This is a genomic window from Alteromonas sp. ISO5 (genome assembly GCF_058105165.1).
Genome location: NZ_CM176572.1, coordinates 3,131,919 through 3,157,029 on the forward strand (window position 1 = coordinate 3,131,919; position 25,111 = coordinate 3,157,029).

Below are 25,111 nucleotides of genomic sequence, written 5' to 3' on the forward strand. Positions count from 1 at the left end.
CATGTACGAAAGTTATTACGGACTTAACTCCAAGCCTTTTCAGTTGACCCCGGATCCCGCATTTTTCTTTGCCAGTAAATGGCATAAGCGTGCGATGTCCTATTTACAGTACGGATTATCTCAGGCTGAAGGCTTTATTGTGATCACCGGCGATATCGGTACCGGAAAAACCACTATTGCCAACAGTTTGCTGGCTGAGATCGAAGACGATATTGTTGCTGCGCAAATTGTTACGCCAAAACTATCACCGGATGAACTGGTGAAAATGGTGGCGGCCAAGTTTGAAATCGATGTGGCCGGTAAAACCAAAGCTGATATCCTTAAAGATTTAGAAGGTTACCTGTTTGCCCTGAGTGCCCAGGGACGTCGTGCACTGTTGTTGGTGGACGAAGCGCAAAACCTGCCGCTTGAGACTATCGAAGAATTACGTATGCTGTCTAACTTCCAGGAGAAAGGGAAGCCGCTTCTACAGAGCTTTTTATTGGGGCAAGAAGAGCTTCAGCCCATTTTACGCGCACCCAATATGGAGCAGTTTCGTCAGCGTATTGTGGCCTCCTGTCATTTGGCACCACTGACGCTGGAAGAGGTACAATCTTACATTGAATATCGCCTGCAGCATGCCGGCTGGAATGGTTCTCAATTGTTCTCCAGCGATGCCTATGAGCATATTTACAAGTTTACCCGTGGTGTGCCGCGCAAGATTAACACACTGATGGACCGCATTCTGCTTTTTGGTTTCCTTGAGGAATTGGAAGTGCTTGATGTGCAAGCCGTTGACTCGGTTATCGATGAAGTTCGTGAAGAAATGTTTGTGCCAGACTCACCGGAAGTAAAAGAGGATGAGACGGTCAGTGAAGAATTGTCGGAGGATGCTCAGGTCGATGCGCAGGCGGCGTCGAATACTGTGCCTCGCCAGCGACTCATTACGCCTAACGGAAACGAAGTGAAGGACGCTGAGTACTATAAAGCGATGTTAGGGGAGTTGGTTGATGCGCTGGATGATGCCATTAGTCACAAAATTAAGCTGACCCAATACATCGATAAGCTGCTGAAGAAAAAGTACCGGACCTATGTTCGCCTGAAGTCTGATGATTAGACAATAAAAAAGCCCTTAAGGGCTTTTTTATTGTCTGTTACTTTGGAAGTTGTAGGTCATACTGAACGATATACGGGTTTCGTTTAAATCCAGCGAATCTCTTCCGATAGCCCTGTTCGTACCACCGTCCAGATAACGTAAGTCCGTGCTTACAGTCAATCCTCGTGATAGACGACTACTCAAACCTATCGAATATATCCTGGTATCGTTTTCAGACTGACTACCATTAACGGTATTGTCCATTTGAGTATATTGAATTCGGCTGAATAGCGAGCTTCGACTGCCAAGCTGAAGGTTGCCGGTCACCCCAATTTGTTTTTGGATTTGCTGCCTGTCGTCAATGCTGTAATCCGTATCAATATACCTAATGTCTGTTGAAATTTTGAGTCGCCGTCTTTGAAAACCAATGCTGGCACCTAATTGACGGCGAAGAATCACCTGATCAGTTAACTCACTGACCAATTGACTGAATTGTACAACCTGATCACCGGGTTGCATCTCATAATCGAGAGTATCTGGTTGAAAGCAGTCAATAATATCCACTGCTCCAGCAGGACAAACAAAAGTACCTACGTCCACAATGTCATACATCAGCCGCGAAAAAGAAGTTGTACTCTCTTGGTAGGTAATTGCTGAGCGAACCCTCTTAGTTCCATAATTAAAGGTAAAACTTCCTGCATCACCATAGTAACGACGCCCATAATCGGCTTGGATATTTGTGCGTGGCGTAAACTGCCAACTCGTAGATACTCCTACAAAGGTTTTACCGTCGTCTTCGCCGTCAGTCGATACTTTGTTTAACGTGACATTAAAAAAACGGCCTTCTGCGGGACGGTAATTAACCCCGGCTCCATAGGTATCGAACTTAGCAAACTGATTGTTATAACGGTTTAAAAAGTTTGACAACTCTCCGTCTATATCATTTTCTTCATGGGTTACTGTAAGGAGTACGCCTAAATCATTGTACAAATTAAAACCGATCTGCGCATTTGCCCTAAGTGACTCAAATGTGCCGCGATCTTGTCTTTCAGTGCTCTGAAAAACTGCGTTGACGTTCCAGTAACTATTCCTGAACCAATTACCATTAACTAAGGTCGCGTTAGCAGACGTGCCCTTGGAATTGATAAATTGATTGAAGGCCGAAGAGCTATTTTCAGCTTCTTCCAATGTATTATCTGACTTGGTTTCAAAATAGCGGCCAGTAACCCCAAGGCCCCAAATATTGCCTCTGGGAATATTCAACGAAGCCCCTGCACTGTGAGAGGTTATTTTCGTTAAGTCATCAGAATTAAGCAGGAAGTCTGATGAGATATAAGTCTCAGGACGAAACGAACGATAGCCCTGTGAACCCTGACCAAAAATTCTAAATACATTATCTATAACGTTAAGGTTTCCAGCATATTCAAATTCTGTAAAATTGGTTGAACGACTACCTTCATCAAAGTCAAAACGTTGATAAAGTTGCGTAGCAGTCACGCTGGCACTCGCTTTCTTACTTGTATAGACGCCTGTTAATGTGGGCGCAATTTGTATTGTATTTCGATCTTCATAGCGGCTATTTGTACTGTCGGTATCAAAAGACTGGTTTACCAATGAAGCTTCAACCGAGCCTCTGAATTGTACATCAGCTTGCAAGTTAGCGCTGAAAGCCGCCGTTACCAATGTTGCGATAATGGCCGGGCGAAATGTATTAATCCTTTCCACAAGCTATCCTTTATCGCTGTTTATTCAGAAGGGCCACTACCGTAGTAGTAGCCATAGTAATTACCATTTTCGGCACTTTCATTCACTGCTTTGTTAACAATAAAACCTACTGCCATGTCCGGATTAAGCCGGTCGACGATATTGTTAATATCATTAAGCTTAGTTCGACCTTCCTCAGTAACGATAACAGCCTGGCCGGCAAAACTGGCCAGTACCGCTGATTCATTAATACCAATCAACGGAGGCGTATCGATAATAACAATACGGTCCGGATAACGATTAGAGAACTCGTTAATTGTCTCATTCATTCGCTCACTGGCTAATAGTTCAGTAGACAAGTGGTGGGTTTGACCAGCAGGAATAATTCGCAATTTATCCACGTTGGTGCGATAGAGCACATCAGAAATATCCTTATTTTCATCTAACAAATACTCCATCAAGCCTTCACCAGGGTTTACACGTAACGTTCTGGTAACGTTTGGCTTAAGTACATCAGCATCCACTAACAGCACCGTTTTATCTTGTTCCGCTGCAAAACTTAACGCCAGATTGATTGCCGTAAACGTTTTACCTTCGGATGGACGAGCACTGCTCACCATGATGATATTACTGTTTTTCAATGTCTTGGATAATGCACCAAAAGCATTCCTGAGAAGTTTTCGTTTAATTTCACGATATTCTTCATTGATCAGCTTGCGTGCATTACTTACTGATACAAAACCCCGTTCATCTAGCTCTTCAAGATTAATGGTCAAATTAAGTGCTTCATTATCAGCATTAACCGCAGCACCAGCTTGGGGCTTACCTGCTGACTTACTCTTAACCGGTTCTGTAACCACCCGCTCAGATACAGTTGCCTGCTGTTTCTCTAACGTGCGTTCAATGGTTGAAGATTTGCTTTCTTCCTGTTGGCTCTCGGCTTGTTCTGCAGCCTGCTTGGCGGCGGCTTCTTTCTGCCGTTGTAAGGCTTTCTCTATAGTATTATTAGCCATTATAAGAACCTCTCCACCAGGTTAATATTTGCTAACTCTGCAGCCAGCAGAATAGCATACATCGACACGATCGCACCGGATGATAAGATGAAAACGAACACTCGGATTCTATTTCTGCGTTGGATTTTCTTCAAGTTCAAATGGGTGACAGCACCAAGCACAGGGAAAGACGTAAGCGTTGTCAGCTGTTTTCCGCGAACCAGTACAGGTCTTAACTGACTGAGCGCAAATGCTAAAGCTATTCCAACACCAAAGCCCAGAATTAACACGCCGGTATAGAACATCAGTCGTTTCGGACCGGTAGGTTTAGAGGGAACTAATGGTGGCTCAATGATTCTGAATTGAAGTTCCTCTGAGGAAACATCAGCGCGTCGCGACAATTCTGCTGCTTCTTTTCTACGCAGCAGTTCTTCATACTTCTGCTTGGTAATTCCATAATCACGGTTTAAGGCAGTTGATTCGGCTTCGATTTGTGGAACAAGATCTATTTTATTTCGTAATTCCTGGATCTTGGCTTCAAAATCTCCTTCCCTTACTCGTAGCGAAGCAATCTGGCCCTCTAAGCGGCTTATTTCAAGCTTTAATTCGGTAGCCAATGGGCTGAGATTTGCATCATTACCTTCTTCGCCGGTTGCACTGAAGTAGGCTTTGATCTCTTCCTGTCGCGATTCTTCCAGCGAAGCCAACAAGTTTTTAGCTTCGATCACGTCCGGATGTTGATCGGTAAACCGAAGTTTTAATTGATCAATTTTTTCTTCCAGAGACTTAATACGATTATCGTACCGGGTGGTAATTATCGGCGTATTGTCGCCCTGACGAACGTCAAAACCATCAGTCGCTCTTCCAGAGCTCATCTGACTCTTAAGCGAAGTCACCTGCTGTTGGAGTTCTCTGATTTGCAATTGCGTGTTTTCGAGGTTACTGGTTGCCCCTTGAAGCGTTGAGTAGAACGAGCCCGAAACAGGCAGTATATCATTGTAACGACGTTGGAAGTCGGCCAAACGTTGTTCTGCTTCTATCAAACGTGTTTCGTATTCTGAAATTTGTTCATCGAGAAAGCGACTGGCTGTATCGGTATCCCGACGATTATTTCCCAGACTACCTTCAACAAATAAATCCAGCGTTTCTTGAACAACTCGTTTGGCTAATTCGGGATTTCGGTTGGAATAGGAAATAGTGTAGATATTATTCCTGCCGGTTCGATTTAGCCTGATGTTATTGCTGAGTGCATTGATCAGATTCGTATACCCCTGAGCGGTATTTACCGTTATATCCAAGTCTGATTCGCGGGCAATAATTTCGATATTGGAACGACTTAACAACGTCTGTGCCATCATCGCAATTTCTTGCTGCGGATTAGTTTGGATTGCCAGGCCGCTTAGCAGAGGTTGCAGCATTGAACGCGTGTCAACGAATACAACAGCTTCAGACTTGTATACGTCGGGCATCATTGCTACATAGCCAAACCCAATAGGGCAAATTAGCCATGAGCAAAGCATTACATACCGTTTCTTTAACCAGATCCCACGAATATAGTCGAGGATCATATCTATCGTTTGTTGCAATTCCTGCATGATTTCGTCCGTTTACCGCAAATTAGACACAGTGATTACGATTCTGATTTCTAGAACCATGCTTCTGGAATAATAACGATATCACCAGGTAACATATCTACATTTTTAGAAATGTCGCCATCGCGAATTAAGTCATCAATGGCAATCTTATAAGTATTCTGACGTCCATCGACAACGCGTATCAACTTCGCATCGTTACCATCGGCGAATTCTGTTAATCCCCCTACTGAAATCATCAAATCCAGCAACGTCATGTGCTCGGTAAAATTGATCGCTCTCGGGTTGGTTGCTTCGCCAATTACTCTTACCTGCTCACTTAACGGCCCAGAAAAACCGTTTACGCTTACAGTAACGCGTGGATTATTAATGTACGTTGATAACTTCTCTTCGATTTCTCGTGCCAGCATAGTTGGAGTGCGACCCGATACATCCAGATCTTCAACCAACGCGGTGGTGACTTTTCCATCGGGGCGAACGACGAAACTGCCTGAAATTTCAGGGTTACGCCAAACAAAAATTGACACATTATCACCCGGGCCAATCAGGTATTTGTAGTCATTAACATCCGTGGTGAGTGACGGACGGGTGGTAGCCTGGGGTAGACTACTGGTTCCACTACATCCGGTCAGTAAAGTTCCCAGTGCAGCCGTAATGAGTAATAACCTGGTATTTACCTTTTCCATGCTTTTCTATCCTGTACTTAACAAATTAATTGACGGGGGACGTCTCAACTTAGCAGACTTTTAAAGTCCGTTGTTAAAATTTAGCCACTAATATAATGCGATAGTGTGCAATTAGTCTATCTCATTCAAAAAAAATGTCATATCATAAATCCCGACAGCGGAAATTACGTCAATAACAGGCTGGTAAAAGACAATATGGCAGTTGCAAAAAACAGACAAAATAAGCGTTCTAACGCGTTGGTTATCACAGAAGCTTTGCTTGTTTCGTATGTGGGTTACATCACCAGCTTTATTCTGGTTCAACTTAATCTGATAACTGAACCCGATATAGAAAATCTCACTATCAACATTTTCCTGATCACACTCTCAGTGCTGCTTTGCTCCTTGTCAGTGGGTCTCTATGAAGCAAAATTAAGGGAAACTTTCAGGGGAATTATTCGGCGCATATTCGTGAGCCTGGGGTTGAGTTATTTCATCGTTGAAATACTCACGGGCACTTTGTTCGCCTCTCTGGATATGCATTCTTACTACCTGCCTACCGCAATTTGCCTGAATATTATAGCGTTGGTCTTTTTCCGCTATTTTACCAACCGTTTGGGGTTACTTGGTTTAGGTCGCGTTCGACTGGTTGTATTAGGTGCTGGCGAGCGGGCATCTATTATCGAGAAGCGCATGCGGCGTGATGTGGACAGGCTGGGCTTCGAATTGCTGGGTTTTGTACCTGTGCCGGGCGATAATCGGGAAGACGGTATTAAAAACGAAAAAATCATTCACGTGAAAGTGGATGAGAGCCTGCGCAATTTTGTGGTTGAAAATGATATTGAAGAAATTGTTATTGCATGTGACCAACGCCGCGGTACTTTGCCAATAGAAATTCTTTTCGATTGCCGCTTACGCGGTATCGAAGTCACTGATCTACTGGATTTTATGGAGCGCGAGACCGGCCAGATTGCGGTTAATCTGATGTATCCGAGCTGGGTAATCTATTCCAACGGTTTTCACTCGCAAAATTATCTGCGTGACGCACTCGATTACACTATGAATGCAGTCCTGGCTTTGTTCGTATTCTTTTTTGCCTGGCCATTTATGCTTATCACGGCAATGATTATTTACCTCGATGATGGACGCAGAACAAAAACTTCTGTGTTTTATAAACAGGAGCGCGTTGGGCAAAACGGGCGACTGTTTAAAATTATTAAATTCCGCAGCATGCGGCCGGATGCCGAAAAAGATGGCGCAAAGTGGGCAACCAAAAATGATAACAGGGTTACCCGCATCGGCGCATTCATTCGCAAATACCGGATTGACGAACTGCCCCAGTTAATTAACGTATTTAAAGGTGAAATGTCTTTCATCGGGCCTCGCCCAGAGCGCCCCGAGTTCGTTGAGCAACTGGTAAAAGAGGTGCCCTATTACAATCAGCGTCATAATGTAAAGCCTGGTTTAGCCGGGTGGGCACAACTGAATTATCCCTATGGTGCAAGCGTTGAAGACTCCATGGAGAAGCTGAAATTCGATTTATATTACGTAAAACATCAAAGTCTGTTGTTGGATATTCTTATATTGATACGAACGGTTGAGATCGTATTATTTGGAAAAGGGCGATAATTGTGAGTGCTGCAGAACCTCGCTTAAATGCCATGACCGTTGACGTGGAGGACTACTTTCAGGTGTCCGCGTTTGAGTCGGTTTATACCCCCGACGACTGGTCAAAGATTCCTCTCAGGGTTGAGGATAATACCAACCGTTTGTTAGATATTTTCGCGGAAAACAACGTCAAGTCGACTTTTTTTACCCTTGGCTGGGTGGGTAAGCGCTGCCCGAAGTTGATCAAACGCATTGTAGATGAAGGGCATGAATTGGCCAGCCATGGATTAAACCACAGGCGAGCAACCACTATGGATCGCCAGGCGTTTATCGACGATGTGCAGACCAGTAAGTCTATTTTAGAAGACGCCGGCGGCGTAGCCATTAAAGGTTATCGGGCCCCCAGTTTTTCTGTAAACGATACTAACCAGTGGATTTATGAAGTTCTGGTGGAGCTTGGCTTTACGTATTCCTCAAGTACTTACCCGGTTGTACATGATCTTTACGGTGTGCCTGACTGGCCGAGATTTAAACATGAACGACCAGAGGGCATTACTGAAATTCCGGTTCCTACAATTGTTAAGAAAGGCAAGAATGTTGGGATTGGCGGTGGTGGTTATTTCCGTTTGTATCCTTATTGGCTGTCCAAAAAGCGAATAGAGCGCTTTATGCAGACTGAGTCTGCGCCCTATAGTTTTTATTTCCATCCATGGGAAATCGACCCCGATCAGCCCCGAATAAATGAGGCGCCTCTGAAGTCTAAGGTTCGTCATTACATTAACCTGAGCAAAATGGAAGGCAAATTGAAACAACTGCTGGCTGATTATCGCTGGGGTACAATGCAAAACGCTTACGAACTTAAATAATATCGCGGTGGTAAATCATGCAGGAGCAAGGAGTCGCGGGTAACAGCGATAAGGAAATAAATAAGGCCTTTACTGCCGTAATGATGCCCGTCGTTATGGTTTTATTTGGGTGGGCTGCCGTATTTCATGAGGGCTTGGTTACTGCCATTACCATCTGGTACAACTCAGATATTTTCAATCATTGTTTATTCGTCATTCCCGGTACCTTTTTTCTCATTTACTTAAAACGCAAGGCGTTGTTGGCACAGCCAATAAAGCCCAATTACTGGGTGGCTGTGCTAATTCTGCCCGCCATAGTGCTTTATGGCATTGGCCTGGCTGGGGATGTGCAACTGTTTATGCATGCAGCAATGTTTGGTTTGTTACCGGTACTTATATGGATGGTACTTGGCAACAAAGCGGCCTGGCAAATCTTATTCCCATTGGTGTTTATTCTCTTCTGTATTCCGGTAGGGGAGGAACTGGTTCCTTACTTGCAACAAATCGCTGCTAGGTTCTCGGTTGATCTGCTTGAGCTATCCGGGATCCCGGTATTTCGCAGCGGACTGTATATTGAGATCCCCAAAGGGCGTTTTCTGGTGGCAGAGGCCTGCTCCGGGATCAGCTTTTTTATTGCTTCGCTGGTGATTGGTTGCCTTTATGCTTATCTCAATATGTATAGCACTCAGCGACGTACCGTTTTTGTTTTACTGTCTGTGATATTTCCTATCGCGGCAAATATTGTCAGGGTTTACGGCATTATATTGATTGCACACTTGTCTGATATGCAATATGCAGTAGGGGCTGATCATCTTATTTACGGCTGGTTTTTCTTCGCGTTTGTGATTGTGTGCCTGATTGGGATTGGTGAGTTACTGCGTGATAAGACGCCGCTGCAAAGTAACGACGCTACATTTGTGATAGAGGCGCAAAAGCCTTTCAAGGCAGCCAAAGGTGGTTTGCTTTCTGTGGGCGTTTTATTGCTGGCAGCTGCCGTCTGGTATCAGTTTATCGCTGGTGCGATACCGGATAAGCAAGTACAGCAGTTTGAGTTTACAAACACCCCTCAGACCAAACCACTCAGCGAGGATGAGGTTTACTGGTTACCCTGGCGGGCTAAATTCCGCTCGCCCACGGTTGAGCAATATCAGCAAATGACAACGCCTTACGATTCCACCATTACCGTCTACCAGGCTTTTTATGCTGCAGGCGACGGTGAACTGGTTAGCTCATTAAATCGTCTGTATGACCAGGATCGCTGGACCCGGGTGGAAGTCATTGTTCCGCCGGCTTCCTATGATACTCCTTTCGCTGTAGAGTTACTCTCTTCTCCTGCGGGTCAATTGCGGTTGATAGCCAGTTGGTATGTCTTAGAGGATGAGACGTTCGCAGGCAAGCAACAAACTAAACTACAACAAATAGTCACGACCTTAGGCGGGGAGCCCGCCCACGGTGCAGTGGTCATCATGTCGATGGAAATAGAGCGTCGATTCCAGCAAGAACAGCAACAATGGTTTATCGATAAAGTGTCTCAGATGTACCCTATACTTTCCCGACAATCCTGGCTGGCCGGGAAGTAGCGGTGTCAAAAAGCATTGGCAGCTTGCATAACCTGCCTGGCTGGTTAAACCGGTTAGTGATTTGGTTTCAATTGCACGATGCGAAAGGTAAGTATGCTTTATATCGACTAATGTGTAAGTATTTTGCAGACCGATATGTTTGTTACCAGTTCGAAAAAAGCACCTTTATCCTGCCTGTTGACGAATGGTGTTTTTGGCTTGAGGGTGGTCCCGATAATTATTATCCGGACGAGTTTGCCCCATTCTGTGAACTACTGAACCAACTCGGCGACTTTTCTTTTTTTGATTTGGGGGCGGATATTGGCACTGTGAGTGCTTTGGTATCGCGAAACTGCCCGGGACTGCAAAACGTCTTAGCCTTTGAACCAAACCCTGGATCCTATGCCATGCTTAGTTATAATCTGACCGAGCTTGATGTAACGGCGCTGGCCTTAAATCAGGCTGTTTCAGACTTTGAAGGTATGGTGAGTTTCACGTCAGACAATAATCAAACCGGTGATCATGAAGGGCACATTTTGCCCGGTTCATCAGGCGATACCCAGGTAACTTCAATCGACAAGTATTTATCCCATAACCGCGTTGAGCTGGCGAGTAAGCTAGTGTTCAAAATTGATGTGGAAGGCCAGGAAGTGCAGGCTGTAAAGGGGGCACTGGAAACTATACAGCGGTCCAGTGGTGCAGTGCTATTGCTTGAAATTCATCCTGATGTACTGGCGTCACAGGGACAAACTCCGGAAGATATGTTTAGCAAAATCGAGTCGATGCTGGAAGTCAGCTGGTTTGTGCCGATGTTTTCTCAGCAGAAAGTCGATAGGCAGCAGTCTTTTTTTAACCAGTTTCCTGTGCAACAGTATGATGTTATTGCTCTAACACCATCGCTAGATCACCTGCTTTAATCGTTGAGCGGGTAAAGCGCATTAAAGATTTGCTGTTGATAATGGGCTGGAAAGCGTTGAATAATGCTTTTTTTCAGCGCCATCGGTAATGTGGTTATCTTATAGTTATTCTTTAGCTCAGCGCTTCCGCTATTTCGTTTTTTAATCCGTTTATTGATCCCGTTTTCTGCGATAACAACTCCCTTTGTGGCGGCAAAGCGGTATTCAATGGCATTGGGATAGGAATGCAACTGGATAATCTGGTTGCCCTTTACTAATGTGCCAGGTGATGACTCAAGAATAATACCCGCATCGGCATTAGGATGGTGGTTATCGGCATGATAAATAATGTTGTTGGCAATGAGCCCACCCTGGTTACCTCTCCCGGCCATACCGAAACCAATGCCACGGTCACTGTTTATAATAACATTGCCGATAACCTGATTATTGTTACTGTTATTCCATAAATGAATAGCATGTTCGGCAACCCGGTTTTCAGGGCTTGCGATACCAAAAAACTGGTTAGACTCAATGAGCCAGTTCTGGCCACGATGTAAGTCGACGCCGCCAATGTAATACTGTGGTCCGATTCCCCGGGTGTATCCAAAGGTGCAGTGACGGATAATGCCACTGTCTGCAGCCACCGGGCTTTTCGCCCGATGGCTGACTTTGAGAAGCTGCTCATAAGCATCCTGTAAAATACAATGCTCAATGACTGCAAAGTCGGCATTTGCCTCGCCTACTATCTGAATAATGTGATGAGGGGCTGCCTCGCCGGTTAAACCAGAAAATGTGAAATGCTGACCGGTTACCCGGATTAGATTTTTAACTCTCTTTGACGCAAGCATACCCTCTCCACGCAGAATGGTGGAAGTGGGGTTGCCTGATGCAGATTTCAGTGTAATGTGATGACCTGTCACATTAAGCGTATTATTAAGCTGGTAAATACCTTCAGAGATAATAATCTGTGTATATCCGCCCCGTTGGTTGGCTTGCTTAACTGCTTTGTATAGGGCGTGTGCCGAGTCAACTTCAATGGTGTGTTTGTATTTGTTATGGGGGAACAACTTTTCGGCATTGCCGGAAAAAGGCAATAGCGTAAGAAACACAAAAAAGAGTAAATACTTCATACCATTAATTTCCGGCGGACTTTCTACTACCAAGAATCTTAGCCGGATTGCCGCCCACAATGGCATAATCGGGCACAGGGTTGATGACGACACTGCCTGCACCTATTACACATTTTTTACCGACATCGGCCATTACCAAAGCACCGTTACCCAGCCAGCTGTCCTCACCAATAGTCACCTGGGTAAAAACGCCCCCTTGCTCCCGCAAAGGGGTATCCGGGTCTGCGAAACTATGCTGGCCTTTACCGCTCATAATATGCACGCCACTGCCTAATAAACAGTTCTCACCGATAGCACATTTACCTATATTGCATTGTGGACCGATATACGTGCCGGCTCCGATCTGAGTAGCGCTTTGGGAAAACAGGGTACCGAACCCGATAACCAGATCCTGGCTGGTATGTTTAAAGATGAGTGAATAAAACGCTGCTCGGAAATAAACGCCCAGCATTCCAGGCCAAAGGCTCATTAATTGTGACCAACTGGTTGTAGCCTGATCCGCACCCATCAACACGCTCTGCAGTTTGTACAACAGATAAAAGGGCAGAATCAGCAGCACAAACAACAGTCTCAATGCGGTTTTGACAAGGGCTTTCATAATGAATTCGCTTTTTCCTTACTGATCAGTTCTAACAAGGGAGTCAGAATGCCATCCCAGGAATAATGCTCATCGATGGTTGAGAGAGCACTGTTGCGCATGGACTGGTAGTGTTGAGGCTCTTCCACTAGCCGCTTAATTGCCTCAAACATTTCCTGGGCTGTATCACCGACTTCTATATTCTCTCCCGGTGTGCAACGAATACCTTCCGCACCCATTGAAGTGCTGACTACCGGTAATCCGCATGCAAAAGCCTGCAGAATCTTATTTTGGATGCCCCTGGCGATTCTGAAGGGGGCAACGAATATATTGCTTTGGTGAAAGTAAGGCAGGATGTCTTCAACAAATCCAGTGACTTTTATATTGTCTAAGCCCTGCAACTTGGTGATAGAAGGCGTAGGGTTCATACCAGCAATCGTAAGTGTTGCATCCGGCCACAAGGCCAATACTTTAGGCCAGACCTGATTGTAAAACCACATCATAGCATCCACATTCGGAGTGTAATCCATGACACCGGCAAACAATAGATGTGGCGATTTTACCTCTTTGGGCTCGGTAACCGGATAAAATTCGTTAGGATCTATTCCATTGCCAATTGATAACACCTCGGCTGCCGGCTGGTTGGCTTGTTGTTTATACAATTCGGTTTCTGGCTCGGCGACAAAAAAGCAGGCATCAAACTGGTTTCCTACCTGATTCTCCAGACGTTTAACCAGACTCGCTTCTCGCTGATAAACCCAGCGCATAGGCGGCTTTGCATTCAGCGAGTACTGGTGCCACTTATGAGAATCCATATCCATGAAATCCATAATAAGGCGGGGTCTATTGGTGGCTCCCGCTATTGCTCTGGAACGAAACACATAATTCGCCATGCTTGAGGCTGTACAGATAATCGCATCAATCTTTTGTTGTTGCAGTAAATCGTCGATTTGCTTTTGCAATGCGACACTATAAAAATGCGCTTCACTAAGAGAGGTGTTGCCAGCCAGGCCGGTTAGATAACGGACAACTTTATGACCAAGTGGTTGGTTGAGTGTTTGGCAACCATATTCCCGCTCCAGTGTTTCAAAGTATTCTAGCTCATCCGAATGCTCAAATGGGGCTGCAACAGTCACTTCAATGCCATTTTTTCGCAAAAAGTTAATTTGGTGGAAAGAGCGTAATTTCTCTCCTTTATTTGGCGGGTAAGGTATCCGCTGGGCAAGGTACAAACAGTGCAAAAGTGATCTCGTTTAGTTGTTATAGGCATATGTTTTGATTAGTGTATTATGCTTTCTGGTGAATAAAAAGCCATAACCGCGTGTCAATCTGGTTTCTGTATAACGCTTTACTCAGATTGCTGCTTTTTGCATCCAAGGCTAACACTCTGAGTGGGGATAAATGCCTTTGCAAAGCAAAAGCTTATTTACAGTTTCACGTGCCGACGCTATTCTGCCATGTGTTGGTATTTCAATCACTTTCTCGGAGTAACCATTGAAGACTCTGGTACTAACTCAGAACTTTCCGCCTGCTTCAGGAGGCAGTGGCCGTTGGTTTTGGGAGCTTTATTCGCGATTAGGTAACGATTATATTGTTGCTGCCGATGTGATGGCTGAGTCGGCAGCATTTGACTCGGCCGCACCTATAATCATACATCGTTTACCGCTTTATAGCCCGCAATGGGGCGTGGCTAATTTACAGGGCTTGAAATACTACTGGCAGTCATTTAAAGCGTTAAAGCGTCTGGTGAAAGAACAGGACATTGACTATATCCATTGTGGCCGCGTGCTGCCAGAAGGGCTGATGGCATGGATGCTCAAGAAGACGCTGGGAATACCGTACTTGTGCTATGTACATGGAGAAGATCTGGAAGCCAGTGCATTATCCCGTGAATTAAATAGCCTGACCAAATTGGTGATGCGCAGCGCAGAGAAAATAATCTGCAATAGTCACAACAGTGCTGATATCGTCAGTCGGGTGGACGAAACTGTTAATCATAAAGTGACGGTGATGCATCCGGGCGCTGACACTACGAAGTTCTATCCGGTAGAAAGTACGGATAACGACTTTCTTTCTTCTATGGGATGGCAAGGCAAAAAAGTTATCTTAACTGTCGGACGGTTGCAGGCACGAAAAGGGCAGGACAAGATGATTGAAGCCATGCCTGAAATATTAAAGCGTTGTCCGCACGCTCATTACGTAATTATTGGTCATGGCGAAAGTCGCTCTCACTTAGAAAATTTGATAGATTCGCTTGAGTTAAAAGAGCATGTACAGATGCTGACTGACTGCGATGACGAAACTATGATTAAGTGTTATCAGCACTGTGATGTATTTATTCTGCCAAACCGAACAGAGGGCCAGGATATCGAAGGTTTTGGAATGGTGTTGGTAGAAGCTCAGGCTTGCGCGAAGCCGGTTGTCGCAGGCAACTCCGGAGGCACTAAAGAAACCCTTATTCCAGGTGAGAGTGGTGAGATAGTTGATGCTACCGACGTTGATGCCCTGGTTGCTGTTATCACCAAATTCATTGAAGACCCGGCTCGCTGTGTGGTATACGGCAAAGCTGGCCGTAAGCACTCGGTTCAGGCCTTTGACTGGGAAAATGCAGCAATAAATGCTCGTTCGGTGTTTATTCGCGACTAAAGATCTGCAAGTTGGCGGTATAAGGCCATCATCTGCCTGGCGGATTCGTCCCAGCCGAAAGAGTGACTGTGCCTTAGCCCTTTGTCAATCAGCTCTTGTTTTAGCTGTGGGTTATTTACTAAAGCAATAATCGCCTCTCCAAGCACACCTGGTTGTTCTATATCGACTTTAATACCTGCGTCCCCTGCCGCTTCGGGCAGGGAGCTGTTAGTACCAGTAATCACCGGAACTCCATAGGACATCGCTTCAAGAATAACCAGGCCGAACCCTTCATAAAGACTAGGATAAAGGAAAATGTCGGCATACTTGTATAAGGTGTGGCGCTCTTCATCAGAGATAAAACCGGTTAACAACACTCTGTCGCTTAAACCGTACTCAGTGATTTTTTTCTCTACCGCTTGCTGGGAATCGCCGGGGGCACCGGCAATGATTAATAAGTGTGGAAGCCGGTCACTGATTTTGGCAAATTCATCAACCAGATATTCAACATTTTTGCGTGGCTGCAGGGTGCCTATAAACAGTAAATACGGCGTCAGGGAGGTAATGGGGCGGTTCATAATACTGGTAGATTCACTAGTCTGGCCAGGATTCGGTTCATAGCCCTGATAGATCACGGTTGTTTTGTCTGGCGCAGCCCCTTCCCTGATGATGTCGTTGGCCGTTGATTGCGATACTGCAACAATTTTTGTAGCGCTTGCCATATTCTCAAGTGTGCTACGTTTTAGCATTCTGTCGAGACCTTCGCCATGCACCCTCATGTAGAAATAGGCGATGTCATGAATGGTCAGGACTGTGGGGATTTTACCGGCAACAGGAACAGAGTGATTCGGGCCGTGGAAAATGTCTATTCTGTCGAACTTCATCATAAACGGCAGGTAATACTTCCACCAGACACTAGGGTGTTCGCTAAGGAGGTTTACCGGCGTCCATAGTGGACGGTGTCTGACCTGCTTATTATTGCTCAACCAGTCAAGTTTCTTCTCCCCAGGCTGACGCTGGTAATAGAGATAAAAAGAGACATCAGGGTGATGCTGACTGACCAGCGTTTCAACTAACCTTTTGACATATCTGGATATTCCGGTATGAAACTGTGCTTTGACTACTTCAACGAAAATGCCAACCCGCATTGAGTATATCCTTAATCTAACCTTAATTGGTTCAACAAACGCTGACCTATTGTTGCAGACAAAAGCGTTTTAAGCATTGCTTTTTCAATAAAAAGTAAACCTGGCAGTTAGTGACCCTAGTATATCTTAGTCGGAACAGGACGGTATGAGTAACCAAGGATTCATTTGAGTGTTTGTATATTCGCCTGTGAAGGGTAATATGCAGTACGGTTTAATGACTGAATTAAGTGTCTTCGTCCAGCTTTCGTTTTAGCTCCAAAAGCTGAGGCCTCTTTAACAATTTAGGGGAGATAATGGTAATAGATAAGGGCGTTTTTCGATTTCTTTTAGGTTTTTTCCAGTTTTACAGAAAAAACAAACACAAGAAAATTATACTTATAAAATCAGCTCATCCGAATAATCCATCGATGTACAGTTGGGGGGATTATCATTTTGCATGTGATTTGGCGAGCGGATTAGAGTGTACTGATGAGTTGGCGGCTTTCATCGTGCCATTCGAATACTGGAATATCGACTTTATTAATAACAGGGCTCATTTCTCTTTGCTATTAAGTGGTGTTAGGAAAGCTGTCATACACCCCGCCAATCCCCACTATCTTTATGTTATATCCCATCCTGAAATCCTCAATGAAGACTATGTAAAACAATTTAATCATGTATTTTGCGCCAGCCTGTACTTAACTGACTTACTGTCTAAGCAAACAAGCGACGTATCTTACTTACCTCAATTTACTAATGAGGACAGGTTTTATCCATGTGCTGAAGTTGATAGTGAGCTTAGCAATCAAGTTATATTTATTGGTAATACACGAAATACCTATCGCGAGGCGGTAAAATATTGTGTTGCTGCCAAGATTCCAGTGGCGGTGTATGGCAAGGGCTGGGAAAATTACATACCGGCAGAAATGATTATGGGCGATTATATAGATAATAATCAGCTTAGGTCTTTTTATTCGAATGCAGCCATTGTCCTCAACGATCATTGGCCAGAAATGAGAGAGCAGGGGTTCATCTCAAATCGCATTTTTGATGTCAGTGCATGTAATGGTTTTATTATTACTGATTACTTATCCGCGATAGAGCAAAGTTTTTCGGATTCTATAGTAACCTATACCAGTGAGGATGATTTGGTCAAAAAGATCAATTACTACCTTAATCATCCAAAAGAGCGTGAGTCCTTAGCCGCAAAAGCGAGAGAAATTACTCTCCGGACCCATACCAATAAAGCTATTGCCACTGAAATATTACGAGTGATTGAGGTTTAGCTGAAGTTGGTTGAGGAAAACGACAGTCACAGCGAGTTCTTAATATACCTTTGTGTGGGAAGAAATAATTGCTAGTTTTTACTGACTAGGGTTGAATATGTGCCAAAATAAGCTTTTCGTAAAATAGTTTGGTGTTGAGCTGTTACAGGAACATAACCTGAACTTCGTTTTCGGGTTAACAGTCAGGGTGTAAGATGGTAAAAATTGCTCTTTATCTAGCATTGCTTGTCAGTTTTTTTATGATATTCAATGCGCCATGGATTGCTGCGTTAGTGTATTCTATTGTGTCAGTAATGCAGCCACAGTATATATGGTTCTGGGCATTTGAAGACTTTTCTGCATTTAAAGTCTCAGCAGGCATTACCATTCTTGCCTGGGGGTGGCACCTTCTTCAAGGGAATATCCGCTGGGAGGTCTATAAATCTCCTCAGTTTAAGGGAGTGATAGGCCTTACCATTATTTTCCACTTATCAAATCTTCTCACTCCTTTTGATACCTATTTCTCGCTGGTGAGCGGTGATTTGGTCGTAGACATTTTCACGACTATTGCCATTATGTACTTTTTTGTACTGCCACTGATAAACCAGGAAAATACGATTAAGTTTTTTGGTTACATGTTTATTTTTGTCACTGTTTATTATGCCTATTGGGCGAATGACCATTATTTTAGTGGCAATTGGTCGATGTTCGAAGGTGGACGTTTACTAGGGCCCAGGAAAAGTCCATATAAGGATGGTAACGTAACGTCCATTGTATTAACCAGTGGACTGGCATTTGTAATGTTTGGTATTCGCTACTTTAAACAAAAGTGGTTGATATATGCGTTAGTTCTGACCCTGCCTTTTATCTGGCACGCATTGATCCTATTTGCGTCCCGTGGTGCTTTATTAAGTGCTGCATCGGTTACATTATTTTTCGCTTTGGTCGTTAAATCAAAGTCGTTGAATGTAGTGATGGCAATTGGTTTTGTTGCCATGCTGGTTTATCAGGGAGGCATGTTGGTGCAACGTACGTCGAGTACAGTGAGTATGGCTCAATCTCATAACAGTGGTGATGAGCCTCTGAACCCAAGATTGGTTTCCTGGTCAGTCGGACTCGGGATTGCCGCCAATTATCCATTGTTGGGAGCTGGCCCGCAGAGATTTCAATATGCTTCGCAACAGCTTTACCCAGGTGAATCGCCGCATGTGGCGCATAACACTTTTATTAATTTTTCTGCTAATACAGGTTTGATTGCAGGGTTTATATATTTGTCGTTTTTCTGGGCGTCATTTAAGCAGTTTAAATACGTCAGAGCTCATGTGGTAGAAAATTCAACGTTTGATTATATCAATCTCTCATGTATGGGAGGGTTAGTTGGCTACTTCGTCGGTGCGTTTTTCCTGGATTTAATTATATTTGAGCCTTTCTATTTCTTGTTGATTCTCATTACTGCCAATTATTATTTGGTGAAGAATGCAGTGGAAAACAAAACCGGTATTGAAGGGATCCGGGCGTCGGATCTCAGCGAAGATGATGCCAGTAGTACTCAGAAGGTCACTGCATGAATGAACTTAAATACAATATTGTCATGTTCGCTTATAACGAACAGGATAATATTGAAACATCTATAACAAGTGTATTTAACAGCACAGATAAAAACTTAAATCGTTTTTATGTGATTGCTAATGGTTGCACAGACCATACAGTAAAGGTTGCCAACGAGGTAAAACAAAAACTTAACTTCGGTCAATTGACGGTGCATGAGATTGAACTTGGAGATAAATGTAATGCCTGGAATACCTATGTTCACGATCTGGCCGATGACGTTGCAGTGCATTTTTTTGTCGATGCGGATGTGCGGTTCTCCTTAAACTGCTTCCCGCAAATGGCTGAAAAACTCTACTCGTCGCCTGAACAAACCGTGATTATAGCGGGGATGCCCCTGAGCGGCCGGAATTTAGACTTCTATCGTAGTCTGGTTATCGAGCGATCTTGTTTCTTTGGTAATCTTTATGGCATGAAATGGTCGTTCATTCAACGCATCAGGGAAAAGCCATTTTACTTGCCGGTAGGTTTAAACTGGATAGATTCGTTTCTGACCAAAGCAGCCAATACAAATCTGGCTTTTGGTAAGAAGAACCTGCCCGAGAGAACAACATGGTTAGAGGGAGTAGGCTATGATTTTGAAAAGTTATCTGTATTTAAGCCTAGCGATATCAAACTTTATATAAATCGAATAGCTCGTTATGAACTGGGCAAAATACAAGAGGTCTTTTTGGATGCTCTACCACCTGAAGATTGGCCTCGTAAAATGAAACCTATTAATCAAAAGATAGACGCAGATTTTGAAAATTTAACTACTCATCTTAACCCGGTAAAACGAAAACTGGTAAGAAAACGACTCACAAAGCTTTTGCTTAAATGAGTGATTCGATATTGAGTTGAGGTTTTACTATGCACTTCGGGTACTCTGGATAAGTGAACCTCATATCGCTTCATTGTTTTAGGATAATTTACATTGTTAACTGCTCGCTCAGGAATAATTGCCAGCTCCTTGTCGGTGCTCACGCAGGTTACGCGTCGCATGGTGGGAGTCGTAAGTTTAATAATTCTGGCACGGATTCTATCTCCTGAAGACTATGGCCTTGTCGCCATCGCTTTAATTTTTTTGAATTTTATCGATGTCATTTCTACTACAGGTGGAAGAAACTATCTCCTCAGCCAGGAAACTCTGACCGATGAATTAGTTTATACAAACTGGACCCTGGGGTTTCTTTTAAAGGGCACTCTTTCTCTGCTGCTGGCTATTTCCAGTTATCCAATATCGCTGTACTACGATGATCCTCGTTTAATGCCGATCATATTGGTTTTCAGTTTACAGTCGTTTATCGGACTGCTTGGCAGTCCTGGTATGATATATAAATATAAAAATCAGGAACTAGGCGCCATAACAAAGTGGCAGATTATGTCGAGGTTTGTCACAACGGGTATCACTATCGGAGTGGCTGTTATCTATGAAACCTATTGGGCACTGGTTATTGGGCAGTTTTTAATTACTTTAAGTCAGCTAATAGCTGGTTATGTTATAGCGCCCAAAATGCCGCGCTTTTCCCTGTCTAACATTCGTGAGCAATGGAATTTTTCCAAGTGGATCCTTCCCCAGTCGGTTTTAAACTTTTTCAGAAGTCAGCTTGATGTCATTTTCGTTAGTGGCTCATTTGAAAAAGCGATGGTTGGCGGTTATAACTCCATGCGATACTACGCCAATATCCCCACAACGATGTTTATAAACCCCGCCAGTGGGCCTTTGCTTACACAATTCTCACAGTTTAAAAATAATCCTGCTTATTTTGCGAAGCAACTACAAGTCGTGATGTTTTACATGTCACTGATATCTGCACCTGTTATATACCTTATGTATAATCATGCTGAGTACGTGGTTGAGTTGATTCTAGGTAGTAAGTGGCTGCCTTATTCTGGCTTGTTAGCCATATTTTCGTTCTTTACAATAGTGATGACGTTAAACAACACGCTCGGGCAAATTGTCATGCTCAAAGGCAAAACCAGCCTGTTATTTGCGTATTCAGTTTATTCTCTTATAGCGCAAGCCATCTTGTTTTTAACTTTCGATTTTGAGAGTGTTTTTCAATTAGCTGAATATAAAATTTCACTTGATGTGATATCAGTACTGTTATTTTTTGTCATCGTTGTTTGGCTTTACGTGGGTAAGCACGCTTTCCCTGCCTTACTATTGCCAGTTTTACCCGCTTTGCCTTTGATAATACTTAGTGGGAAAGTAGCCTTCCTTATCATCCCTAATGTTAATTCGATATTAATGTTGATTTCGCACTCTCTTATAACCTCAGCTTTGTTTGGTTGTTTACAGTTATTACTTATAATGGGCCTGAAAAGTCGTGTCCATTGTTATGGCTATACGGTGAAATTAGTGGCCCCCTTGATGAATGTAATCAGATCTAAGTTTAATAGGAACCAAAAAGCTGAGAGGGAATAAACTAATGAAGTTGTTGCTTTGTAGACTTGCCATTACAGCGTGTGCCATTGCAGGTTTAGCGTTGTTAGCTTTAAACCTCTATGGTTTTACACAGGAATTAAGACCCGATGGGTTGACCCCGGAAGTCCTTCGGTTTGGAGAACAGGATCTCAGCCTCACACCGCCCGAGTTAAAGCAGGCAGTATTTCGCTTGCCCGGTGAAACGGATAAACAGTACGCCAAGCGCCTGACGCTTGATTTAGCTGGTGGTATAGCCCATGTAGAGTGGGAAGCCTTCGATCCCGACTTATTTCATCAGCGCGTGCCGCTCTGGGAAAACTATATCCTCTACGTCATGGGCGTAGTAACCACCATTCCCGAATATCAGCGTTACCATTACGCAAATCCTTACCGCAGTATTGAGCGTGGTATTGGCATTTGTGGAGATGCTTCCATGACCCTGTCGGGCTTGCTCGATGAGCAGGGAATTGCCAACAAAATTATCACTGTACCTGGCCATGTTATGGTGGAAGCTTATTTTGATGGAGAGCCATTGCTACTGGATGCGGACTTTGGTGTAGTGCTGGAGCATGGCATTATGTTTTATGAGCAGAACCCACAGGCTCTGATTAGTGCTTACCAGCAGCAATTAGGACGGGTGAATGATGGTGAGCTTATGATTGCCGGTAACCTGATTAAAGACGGTTTTAAATACTGGAACGGCACATCGCACTTTATCACCAAGAAATATTACTTTGAGAAAGTTGCCTATGTGGTTAAGTGGGCTCTGCCTGTTACTTTTCTTATCATTGCAGTGGTAATGTGGCGTAAAACTGACCGGAAGTGATCCGGCTTTATCCTACGTTTACTGCCAATGGATCATCACCGGGTTGGTAAAGAACTGATAATGGTGCTGTTCCGGTTGAATGCTGCGCCCAAACCAACGTACCGCCGTAATGTTTGCATTAGTGGGTAAACGTACCTCAAAGCTGTACTCCCGGCGCTGTGAATCAGGGAAAAATACTTCAGTTTGTACACCTCTCTCGGTCACAACCACTACCGTAACTTCGTCCAGTGACGTCTTAAAGCCCTGCCAGTCTTTTTCATTCAACCTTACCGTGAGTTTTGCGGTGAGCGGTAAACGCGGACTGTTGATAACATTACCCGCCTGGGCGAGTGGTTGGCCTTGGTCATTTTCTACCCTTGCGCTCAACGAGTCTACAAATTTGCCATGCTGTGCCCAGTAATTACCTGTGGCGAATCCGTTCAGCAGATCATTGGTGTGGCGGCTGCGGGCGTATACGTGCGTGGTTGAGAACTCACAAGGCCAGTAGTCTATCAGGAGGTTATGGAAATCGGATGGCGCGCGGGCCGCAAAAGTTTGCAAACCCGCTTGCAGCAGGCTGTCCCAGTCATTGCCAGGAATCGCTACGGCAGGATCCCAACCATGGTGGGTCTTAAAGCGATTATTATAGGAACCATTGTCGTCACCACGCTTTTTCTGATGGCCCGGCGCACCGGAAAAGCCGATGACATAGGGGGTCTGTGAGCGCCATTTCTGCATATCGTGGGCATTTTCGCCGGGCTCTAAATCTTTGCGGCTGGGATGGTTATACATAACAACTGGCGGCGTCTCACTGTCTTTAAACTGGTTATTCAGCCATTCCAGTGCCTGGCTTTCATCAATCGTGGTGGACTTGGTTTTGCCATAATGATCATAACGGCCTCTGAACAGGCTAATGAGCTGGTCATGATTGACTGATTCAGGAAACAGCAATGTCATATGTTCGCGCCCGGCAAACGGGGGAATGTTCCACTCCAGACCTGCAATAAGGGTCAAATCACTGAACTGAGACGAAGCATTGGCGAAATCCTGCCAGTACTCTGAAGAAAATACCCCTTTTAGGTTATGATCGCCGTGATCGGTAATTGCCACGGCGTCACAGCCAAACTTACTGGCATTTTCTGCTACCTGATTAATGCTGAAACGGCCATCTGAATACTTGGTGTGGGTATGGGTATCCACCTGATACCAGTTGCCACTTTGCATAATCTGACCTGCTTTGACTGGTCTGTCATAAGTGGCAGTCGTCACAGCTTGTTGCAGTTGAGGCGCACCGCTCGAATAGAGCGGTAAAGCCTGAATACGGTCATCTATCCGGGCTTCCATTTTTTGGTATCTTGGGTCTGATTCACTGCCAAACACACTGGTAAAGGTCTCTTCACTCAGTCCCTCTGGCAGATCGTGGAGTAACGGGATGAACTGATCTTCACTGTCGATACCGGCTAGGACTTCTTGTACGCGGCGAGCATTGGCATTGTTCGAGATGGCGAAGTCGGCCAGCTCAACACCGGCTTTATCTGCGGTAAGGTCGCGGAAACTATAGCCTGAACCACCCTTGGCAGAGTCCATTACTTCTTTGAGTTTACCTATGTTAATACTCATTTGCTTTTCGCTGGCCAGCCGTAATGCCACCGAATAAAAAAAGTGCAGGCGTAGGTCCATCCTACCCCGCAGGACATATTTTTTAGGTTGCATTAGTGAGTAATCTACCGGCATAGCGACAACTCGGGCAAAGTCTGGTGCGCCAAAGGACATCGCCAATGCCCACAAGGCCGCGAAGTTCTCGTCGGTAGGATCTTCAGACACCGAACGGTTTTTTGCCAGTAAGAAGGTTTTTCCAACCATTTCAGCTGTGGTGTCTGTGCGGTCTGAATGGGATTGGATGTAGTCCAGATAAGTTTGGATGGTTTCTGTTTCTACGCCATTAATCTGCCGAAACTCCTGAACTACCTTAAAAGTATCTGTCAGCCGTTGCTCTACGGCAGCTTTAAGGTTGCCGGGCTTCTTGAAACGTACTACGACCTGGTCATTTTCCAGACGTGTATTGGATAAAATATTGTTCAGGGTAGTCAGTGCTTCTTCACCGAAAAGTAGCCGGGCGAGGCCCCTTGCGAAGTATTCGATAAGCTTACCGGGAACCGGCAAGTTACCCAGTTTACACTGAGAAAATCTCATGGTGCCATTGAAATCGGGCATCAGCCAGCAACTGAAGTTAACGTAAACTACTCCAGGAATCGTGGTCAGGGAAGAGGCGATTAGAATGCCATAGCTACTGCTATTCAGGCGTAATTGTACCGCCGGCACGGTATAACTGACAGCGTTAGAGATAGCTTCAAGGTGCTCGGTTGTTACCGAGATACTGACGTCTTCCCGGGATGACATTAAGGGCTTTAAAATCTTGGCGGCACCTGAGCGCGCCTGTGCTGCCTGGCTTGGCGTCAGGTTGCTGGTGGGGATAACCAACGGCGAAAAGGAAAAGATTAGCGCCAGCAGAATGACAATCACGCTGTATTTGATGATCCGCCCTTTACGCCAGAATCGTTTTTGAGTGGACTTGTCTGCCGATGAGGGTGAGTGCTTTGGCATAATAAGGACCGTTTTACTGTTTGTCGT

Annotated in this window: 20 protein-coding genes; 11 read left to right on the forward strand and 9 right to left on the reverse strand. The window is 44.6% G+C overall.

Annotated features, from left to right (window positions below):
* The first annotated feature begins 1 nt into the window (after position 1).
* Entirely contained in the window at positions 2-1,096 is a 1,095-nt protein-coding gene (locus AC2T0J_RS14000; RefSeq protein WP_489806411.1) for an XrtA/PEP-CTERM system-associated ATPase, read from the forward strand.
* Positions 1,097-1,123: 27 nt separating this feature from the next.
* Here the strand turns inward: AC2T0J_RS14000 and AC2T0J_RS14005 are convergent, their stop codons facing one another.
* Genes AC2T0J_RS14005 through AC2T0J_RS14020 form a run of 4 tightly spaced genes read right to left on the reverse strand, consistent with a single transcriptional unit; the run spans position 1,124 to position 6,049 of the window.
* On the reverse strand, positions 1,124-2,800 hold the full coding sequence (locus AC2T0J_RS14005; protein ID WP_489806412.1) for a porin family protein: 1,677 nt from the start codon (positions 2,798-2,800) through the stop codon (positions 1,124-1,126).
* 20 nt (positions 2,801-2,820) lie between these two features.
* Complete coding sequence (locus AC2T0J_RS14010) at positions 2,821-3,792, reverse strand: XrtA-associated tyrosine autokinase (RefSeq protein WP_489806413.1); 972 nt, start codon at positions 3,790-3,792, stop codon at positions 2,821-2,823.
* Positions 3,792-5,366, reverse strand: coding sequence for an XrtA system polysaccharide chain length determinant (locus tag AC2T0J_RS14015; protein WP_489806414.1), 1,575 nt, complete (start codon positions 5,364-5,366; stop codon positions 3,792-3,794). Before AC2T0J_RS14015 ends, AC2T0J_RS14010 begins: the two co-directional genes overlap by 1 nt.
* A gap of 50 nt (positions 5,367-5,416) precedes the next feature.
* Complete coding sequence (locus tag AC2T0J_RS14020; RefSeq protein WP_489806415.1) at positions 5,417-6,049, reverse strand: XrtA/PEP-CTERM system exopolysaccharide export protein; 633 nt, start codon at positions 6,047-6,049, stop codon at positions 5,417-5,419.
* Between the two features lie 195 nt (positions 6,050-6,244).
* On the opposite strand from AC2T0J_RS14020, the gene AC2T0J_RS14025 reads away from it, so the two are divergent.
* Genes AC2T0J_RS14025 through AC2T0J_RS14040 form a run of 4 tightly spaced genes read left to right on the forward strand, consistent with a single transcriptional unit; the run spans position 6,245 to position 10,957 of the window.
* Positions 6,245-7,657, forward strand: a complete 1,413-nt coding sequence (locus AC2T0J_RS14025; protein WP_489806416.1) for a TIGR03013 family XrtA/PEP-CTERM system glycosyltransferase — start codon at positions 6,245-6,247, stop codon at positions 7,655-7,657.
* 32 nt (positions 7,658-7,689) lie between these two features.
* Positions 7,690-8,502 carry an XrtA system polysaccharide deacetylase gene (locus AC2T0J_RS14030; RefSeq protein WP_489810343.1) on the forward strand — a complete coding sequence of 271 codons (813 nt, stop codon included), beginning with the start codon at positions 7,690-7,692 and terminating at the stop codon, positions 8,500-8,502.
* A gap of 17 nt (positions 8,503-8,519) precedes the next feature.
* Positions 8,520-10,061: an exosortase A gene (xrtA, locus tag AC2T0J_RS14035; protein WP_489806417.1), complete on the forward strand. Its 1,542-nt coding sequence runs from the start codon at positions 8,520-8,522 to the stop codon at positions 10,059-10,061.
* A gap of 2 nt (positions 10,062-10,063) precedes the next feature.
* Positions 10,064-10,957 (forward strand): FkbM family methyltransferase, encoded by an 894-nt coding sequence (locus tag AC2T0J_RS14040; protein WP_489806418.1) that lies wholly within the window; start codon positions 10,064-10,066, stop codon positions 10,955-10,957.
* Here AC2T0J_RS14040 and AC2T0J_RS14045 read toward each other — a convergent pair.
* The 3 genes from AC2T0J_RS14045 to AC2T0J_RS14055 are packed head-to-tail and all read right to left on the reverse strand — an operon-like array spanning position 10,954 to position 13,884.
* Complete coding sequence (locus AC2T0J_RS14045; RefSeq protein WP_489806419.1) at positions 10,954-12,066, reverse strand: right-handed parallel beta-helix repeat-containing protein; 1,113 nt, start codon at positions 12,064-12,066, stop codon at positions 10,954-10,956. The genes AC2T0J_RS14040 and AC2T0J_RS14045 overlap by 4 nt on opposite strands.
* A 4-nt stretch (positions 12,067-12,070) precedes the next feature.
* Positions 12,071-12,664 (reverse strand): acyltransferase, encoded by a 594-nt coding sequence (locus AC2T0J_RS14050; RefSeq protein WP_489806420.1) that lies wholly within the window; start codon positions 12,662-12,664, stop codon positions 12,071-12,073.
* Positions 12,661-13,884, reverse strand: a complete 1,224-nt coding sequence (locus AC2T0J_RS14055) for a TIGR03087 family PEP-CTERM/XrtA system glycosyltransferase (protein ID WP_489806421.1) — start codon at positions 13,882-13,884, stop codon at positions 12,661-12,663. The genes AC2T0J_RS14050 and AC2T0J_RS14055 overlap by 4 nt, the downstream gene beginning before the upstream one ends.
* Before the next feature lie 253 nt (positions 13,885-14,137).
* On the opposite strand from AC2T0J_RS14055, the gene AC2T0J_RS14060 reads away from it, so the two are divergent.
* The gene (locus AC2T0J_RS14060) at positions 14,138-15,289 is read left to right on the forward strand and encodes a glycosyltransferase family 4 protein (protein ID WP_489806422.1); all 1,152 of its coding nucleotides are present in this window, start codon (positions 14,138-14,140) and stop codon (positions 15,287-15,289) included.
* Here AC2T0J_RS14060 and AC2T0J_RS14065 read toward each other — a convergent pair.
* Positions 15,286-16,416, reverse strand: a complete 1,131-nt coding sequence (locus AC2T0J_RS14065; RefSeq protein WP_489806423.1) for a glycosyltransferase family 4 protein — start codon at positions 16,414-16,416, stop codon at positions 15,286-15,288. The genes AC2T0J_RS14060 and AC2T0J_RS14065 overlap by 4 nt on opposite strands.
* Before the next feature lie 293 nt (positions 16,417-16,709).
* Between AC2T0J_RS14065 and AC2T0J_RS14070 the strand changes: the two genes are divergently transcribed.
* From AC2T0J_RS14070 to AC2T0J_RS14090, 5 genes are all read left to right on the forward strand, one after another.
* Positions 16,710-17,681 carry a CgeB family protein gene (locus tag AC2T0J_RS14070; RefSeq protein WP_489806424.1) on the forward strand — a complete coding sequence of 324 codons (972 nt, stop codon included), beginning with the start codon at positions 16,710-16,712 and terminating at the stop codon, positions 17,679-17,681.
* A gap of 194 nt (positions 17,682-17,875) precedes the next feature.
* Entirely contained in the window at positions 17,876-19,228 is a 1,353-nt protein-coding gene (locus AC2T0J_RS14075; RefSeq protein WP_489806425.1) for an O-antigen ligase family protein, read from the forward strand.
* Positions 19,225-20,088 carry a glycosyltransferase family A protein gene (locus AC2T0J_RS14080; RefSeq protein ID WP_489806426.1) on the forward strand — a complete coding sequence of 288 codons (864 nt, stop codon included), beginning with the start codon at positions 19,225-19,227 and terminating at the stop codon, positions 20,086-20,088. The genes AC2T0J_RS14075 and AC2T0J_RS14080 overlap by 4 nt, the downstream gene beginning before the upstream one ends.
* 93 nt (positions 20,089-20,181) lie before the next feature.
* Entirely contained in the window at positions 20,182-21,675 is a 1,494-nt protein-coding gene (locus tag AC2T0J_RS14085; protein WP_489806427.1) for an oligosaccharide flippase family protein, read from the forward strand.
* 4 nt (positions 21,676-21,679) lie between these two features.
* A complete protein-coding gene (locus tag AC2T0J_RS14090) occupies positions 21,680-22,501 on the forward strand; it encodes a hypothetical protein (protein WP_489806428.1) in 822 nt (273 codons plus the stop codon).
* Positions 22,502-22,519: 18 nt separating this feature from the next.
* Here AC2T0J_RS14090 and AC2T0J_RS14095 read toward each other — a convergent pair whose 3' ends face one another.
* Positions 22,520-25,084, reverse strand: coding sequence for a PHP domain-containing protein (locus AC2T0J_RS14095; RefSeq protein WP_489806429.1), 2,565 nt, complete (start codon positions 25,082-25,084; stop codon positions 22,520-22,522).
* Positions 25,085-25,111 lie beyond the last annotated feature (27 nt).

What these genes read in the sequence shown, in the direction of transcription:
- AC2T0J_RS14010 (WP_489806413.1), bottom strand. Translation starts at nt 3,792, where the DNA reads ATGGCTAATAATACTATAGAGAAAGCCTTACAACGGCAGAAAGAAGCC.
- AC2T0J_RS14045 (WP_489806419.1), bottom strand. Translation starts at nt 12,066, where the DNA reads ATGAAGTATTTACTCTTTTTTGTGTTTCTTACGCTATTGCCTTTTTCC.
- AC2T0J_RS14080 (WP_489806426.1), top strand. Translation starts at nt 19,225, where the DNA reads ATGAATGAACTTAAATACAATATTGTCATGTTCGCTTATAACGAACAG.
- AC2T0J_RS14050 (WP_489806420.1), bottom strand. Translation starts at nt 12,664, where the DNA reads ATGAAAGCCCTTGTCAAAACCGCATTGAGACTGTTGTTTGTGCTGCTG.
- AC2T0J_RS14095 (WP_489806429.1), bottom strand. Translation starts at nt 25,084, where the DNA reads ATGCCAAAGCACTCACCCTCATCGGCAGACAAGTCCACTCAAAAACGA.
- AC2T0J_RS14070 (WP_489806424.1), top strand. Translation starts at nt 16,710, where the DNA reads ATGGTAATAGATAAGGGCGTTTTTCGATTTCTTTTAGGTTTTTTCCAG.
- xrtA (WP_489806417.1), top strand. Translation starts at nt 8,520, where the DNA reads ATGCAGGAGCAAGGAGTCGCGGGTAACAGCGATAAGGAAATAAATAAG.
- AC2T0J_RS14020 (WP_489806415.1), bottom strand. Translation starts at nt 6,049, where the DNA reads ATGGAAAAGGTAAATACCAGGTTATTACTCATTACGGCTGCACTGGGA.
- AC2T0J_RS14065 (WP_489806423.1), bottom strand. Translation starts at nt 16,416, where the DNA reads ATGCGGGTTGGCATTTTCGTTGAAGTAGTCAAAGCACAGTTTCATACC.
- AC2T0J_RS14030 (WP_489810343.1), top strand. Translation starts at nt 7,690, where the DNA reads ATGACCGTTGACGTGGAGGACTACTTTCAGGTGTCCGCGTTTGAGTCG.
- AC2T0J_RS14000 (WP_489806411.1), top strand. Translation starts at nt 2, where the DNA reads ATGTACGAAAGTTATTACGGACTTAACTCCAAGCCTTTTCAGTTGACC.
- AC2T0J_RS14015 (WP_489806414.1), bottom strand. Translation starts at nt 5,366, where the DNA reads ATGCAGGAATTGCAACAAACGATAGATATGATCCTCGACTATATTCGT.
- AC2T0J_RS14075 (WP_489806425.1), top strand. Translation starts at nt 17,876, where the DNA reads ATGGTAAAAATTGCTCTTTATCTAGCATTGCTTGTCAGTTTTTTTATG.
- AC2T0J_RS14025 (WP_489806416.1), top strand. Translation starts at nt 6,245, where the DNA reads ATGGCAGTTGCAAAAAACAGACAAAATAAGCGTTCTAACGCGTTGGTT.
- AC2T0J_RS14090 (WP_489806428.1), top strand. Translation starts at nt 21,680, where the DNA reads ATGAAGTTGTTGCTTTGTAGACTTGCCATTACAGCGTGTGCCATTGCA.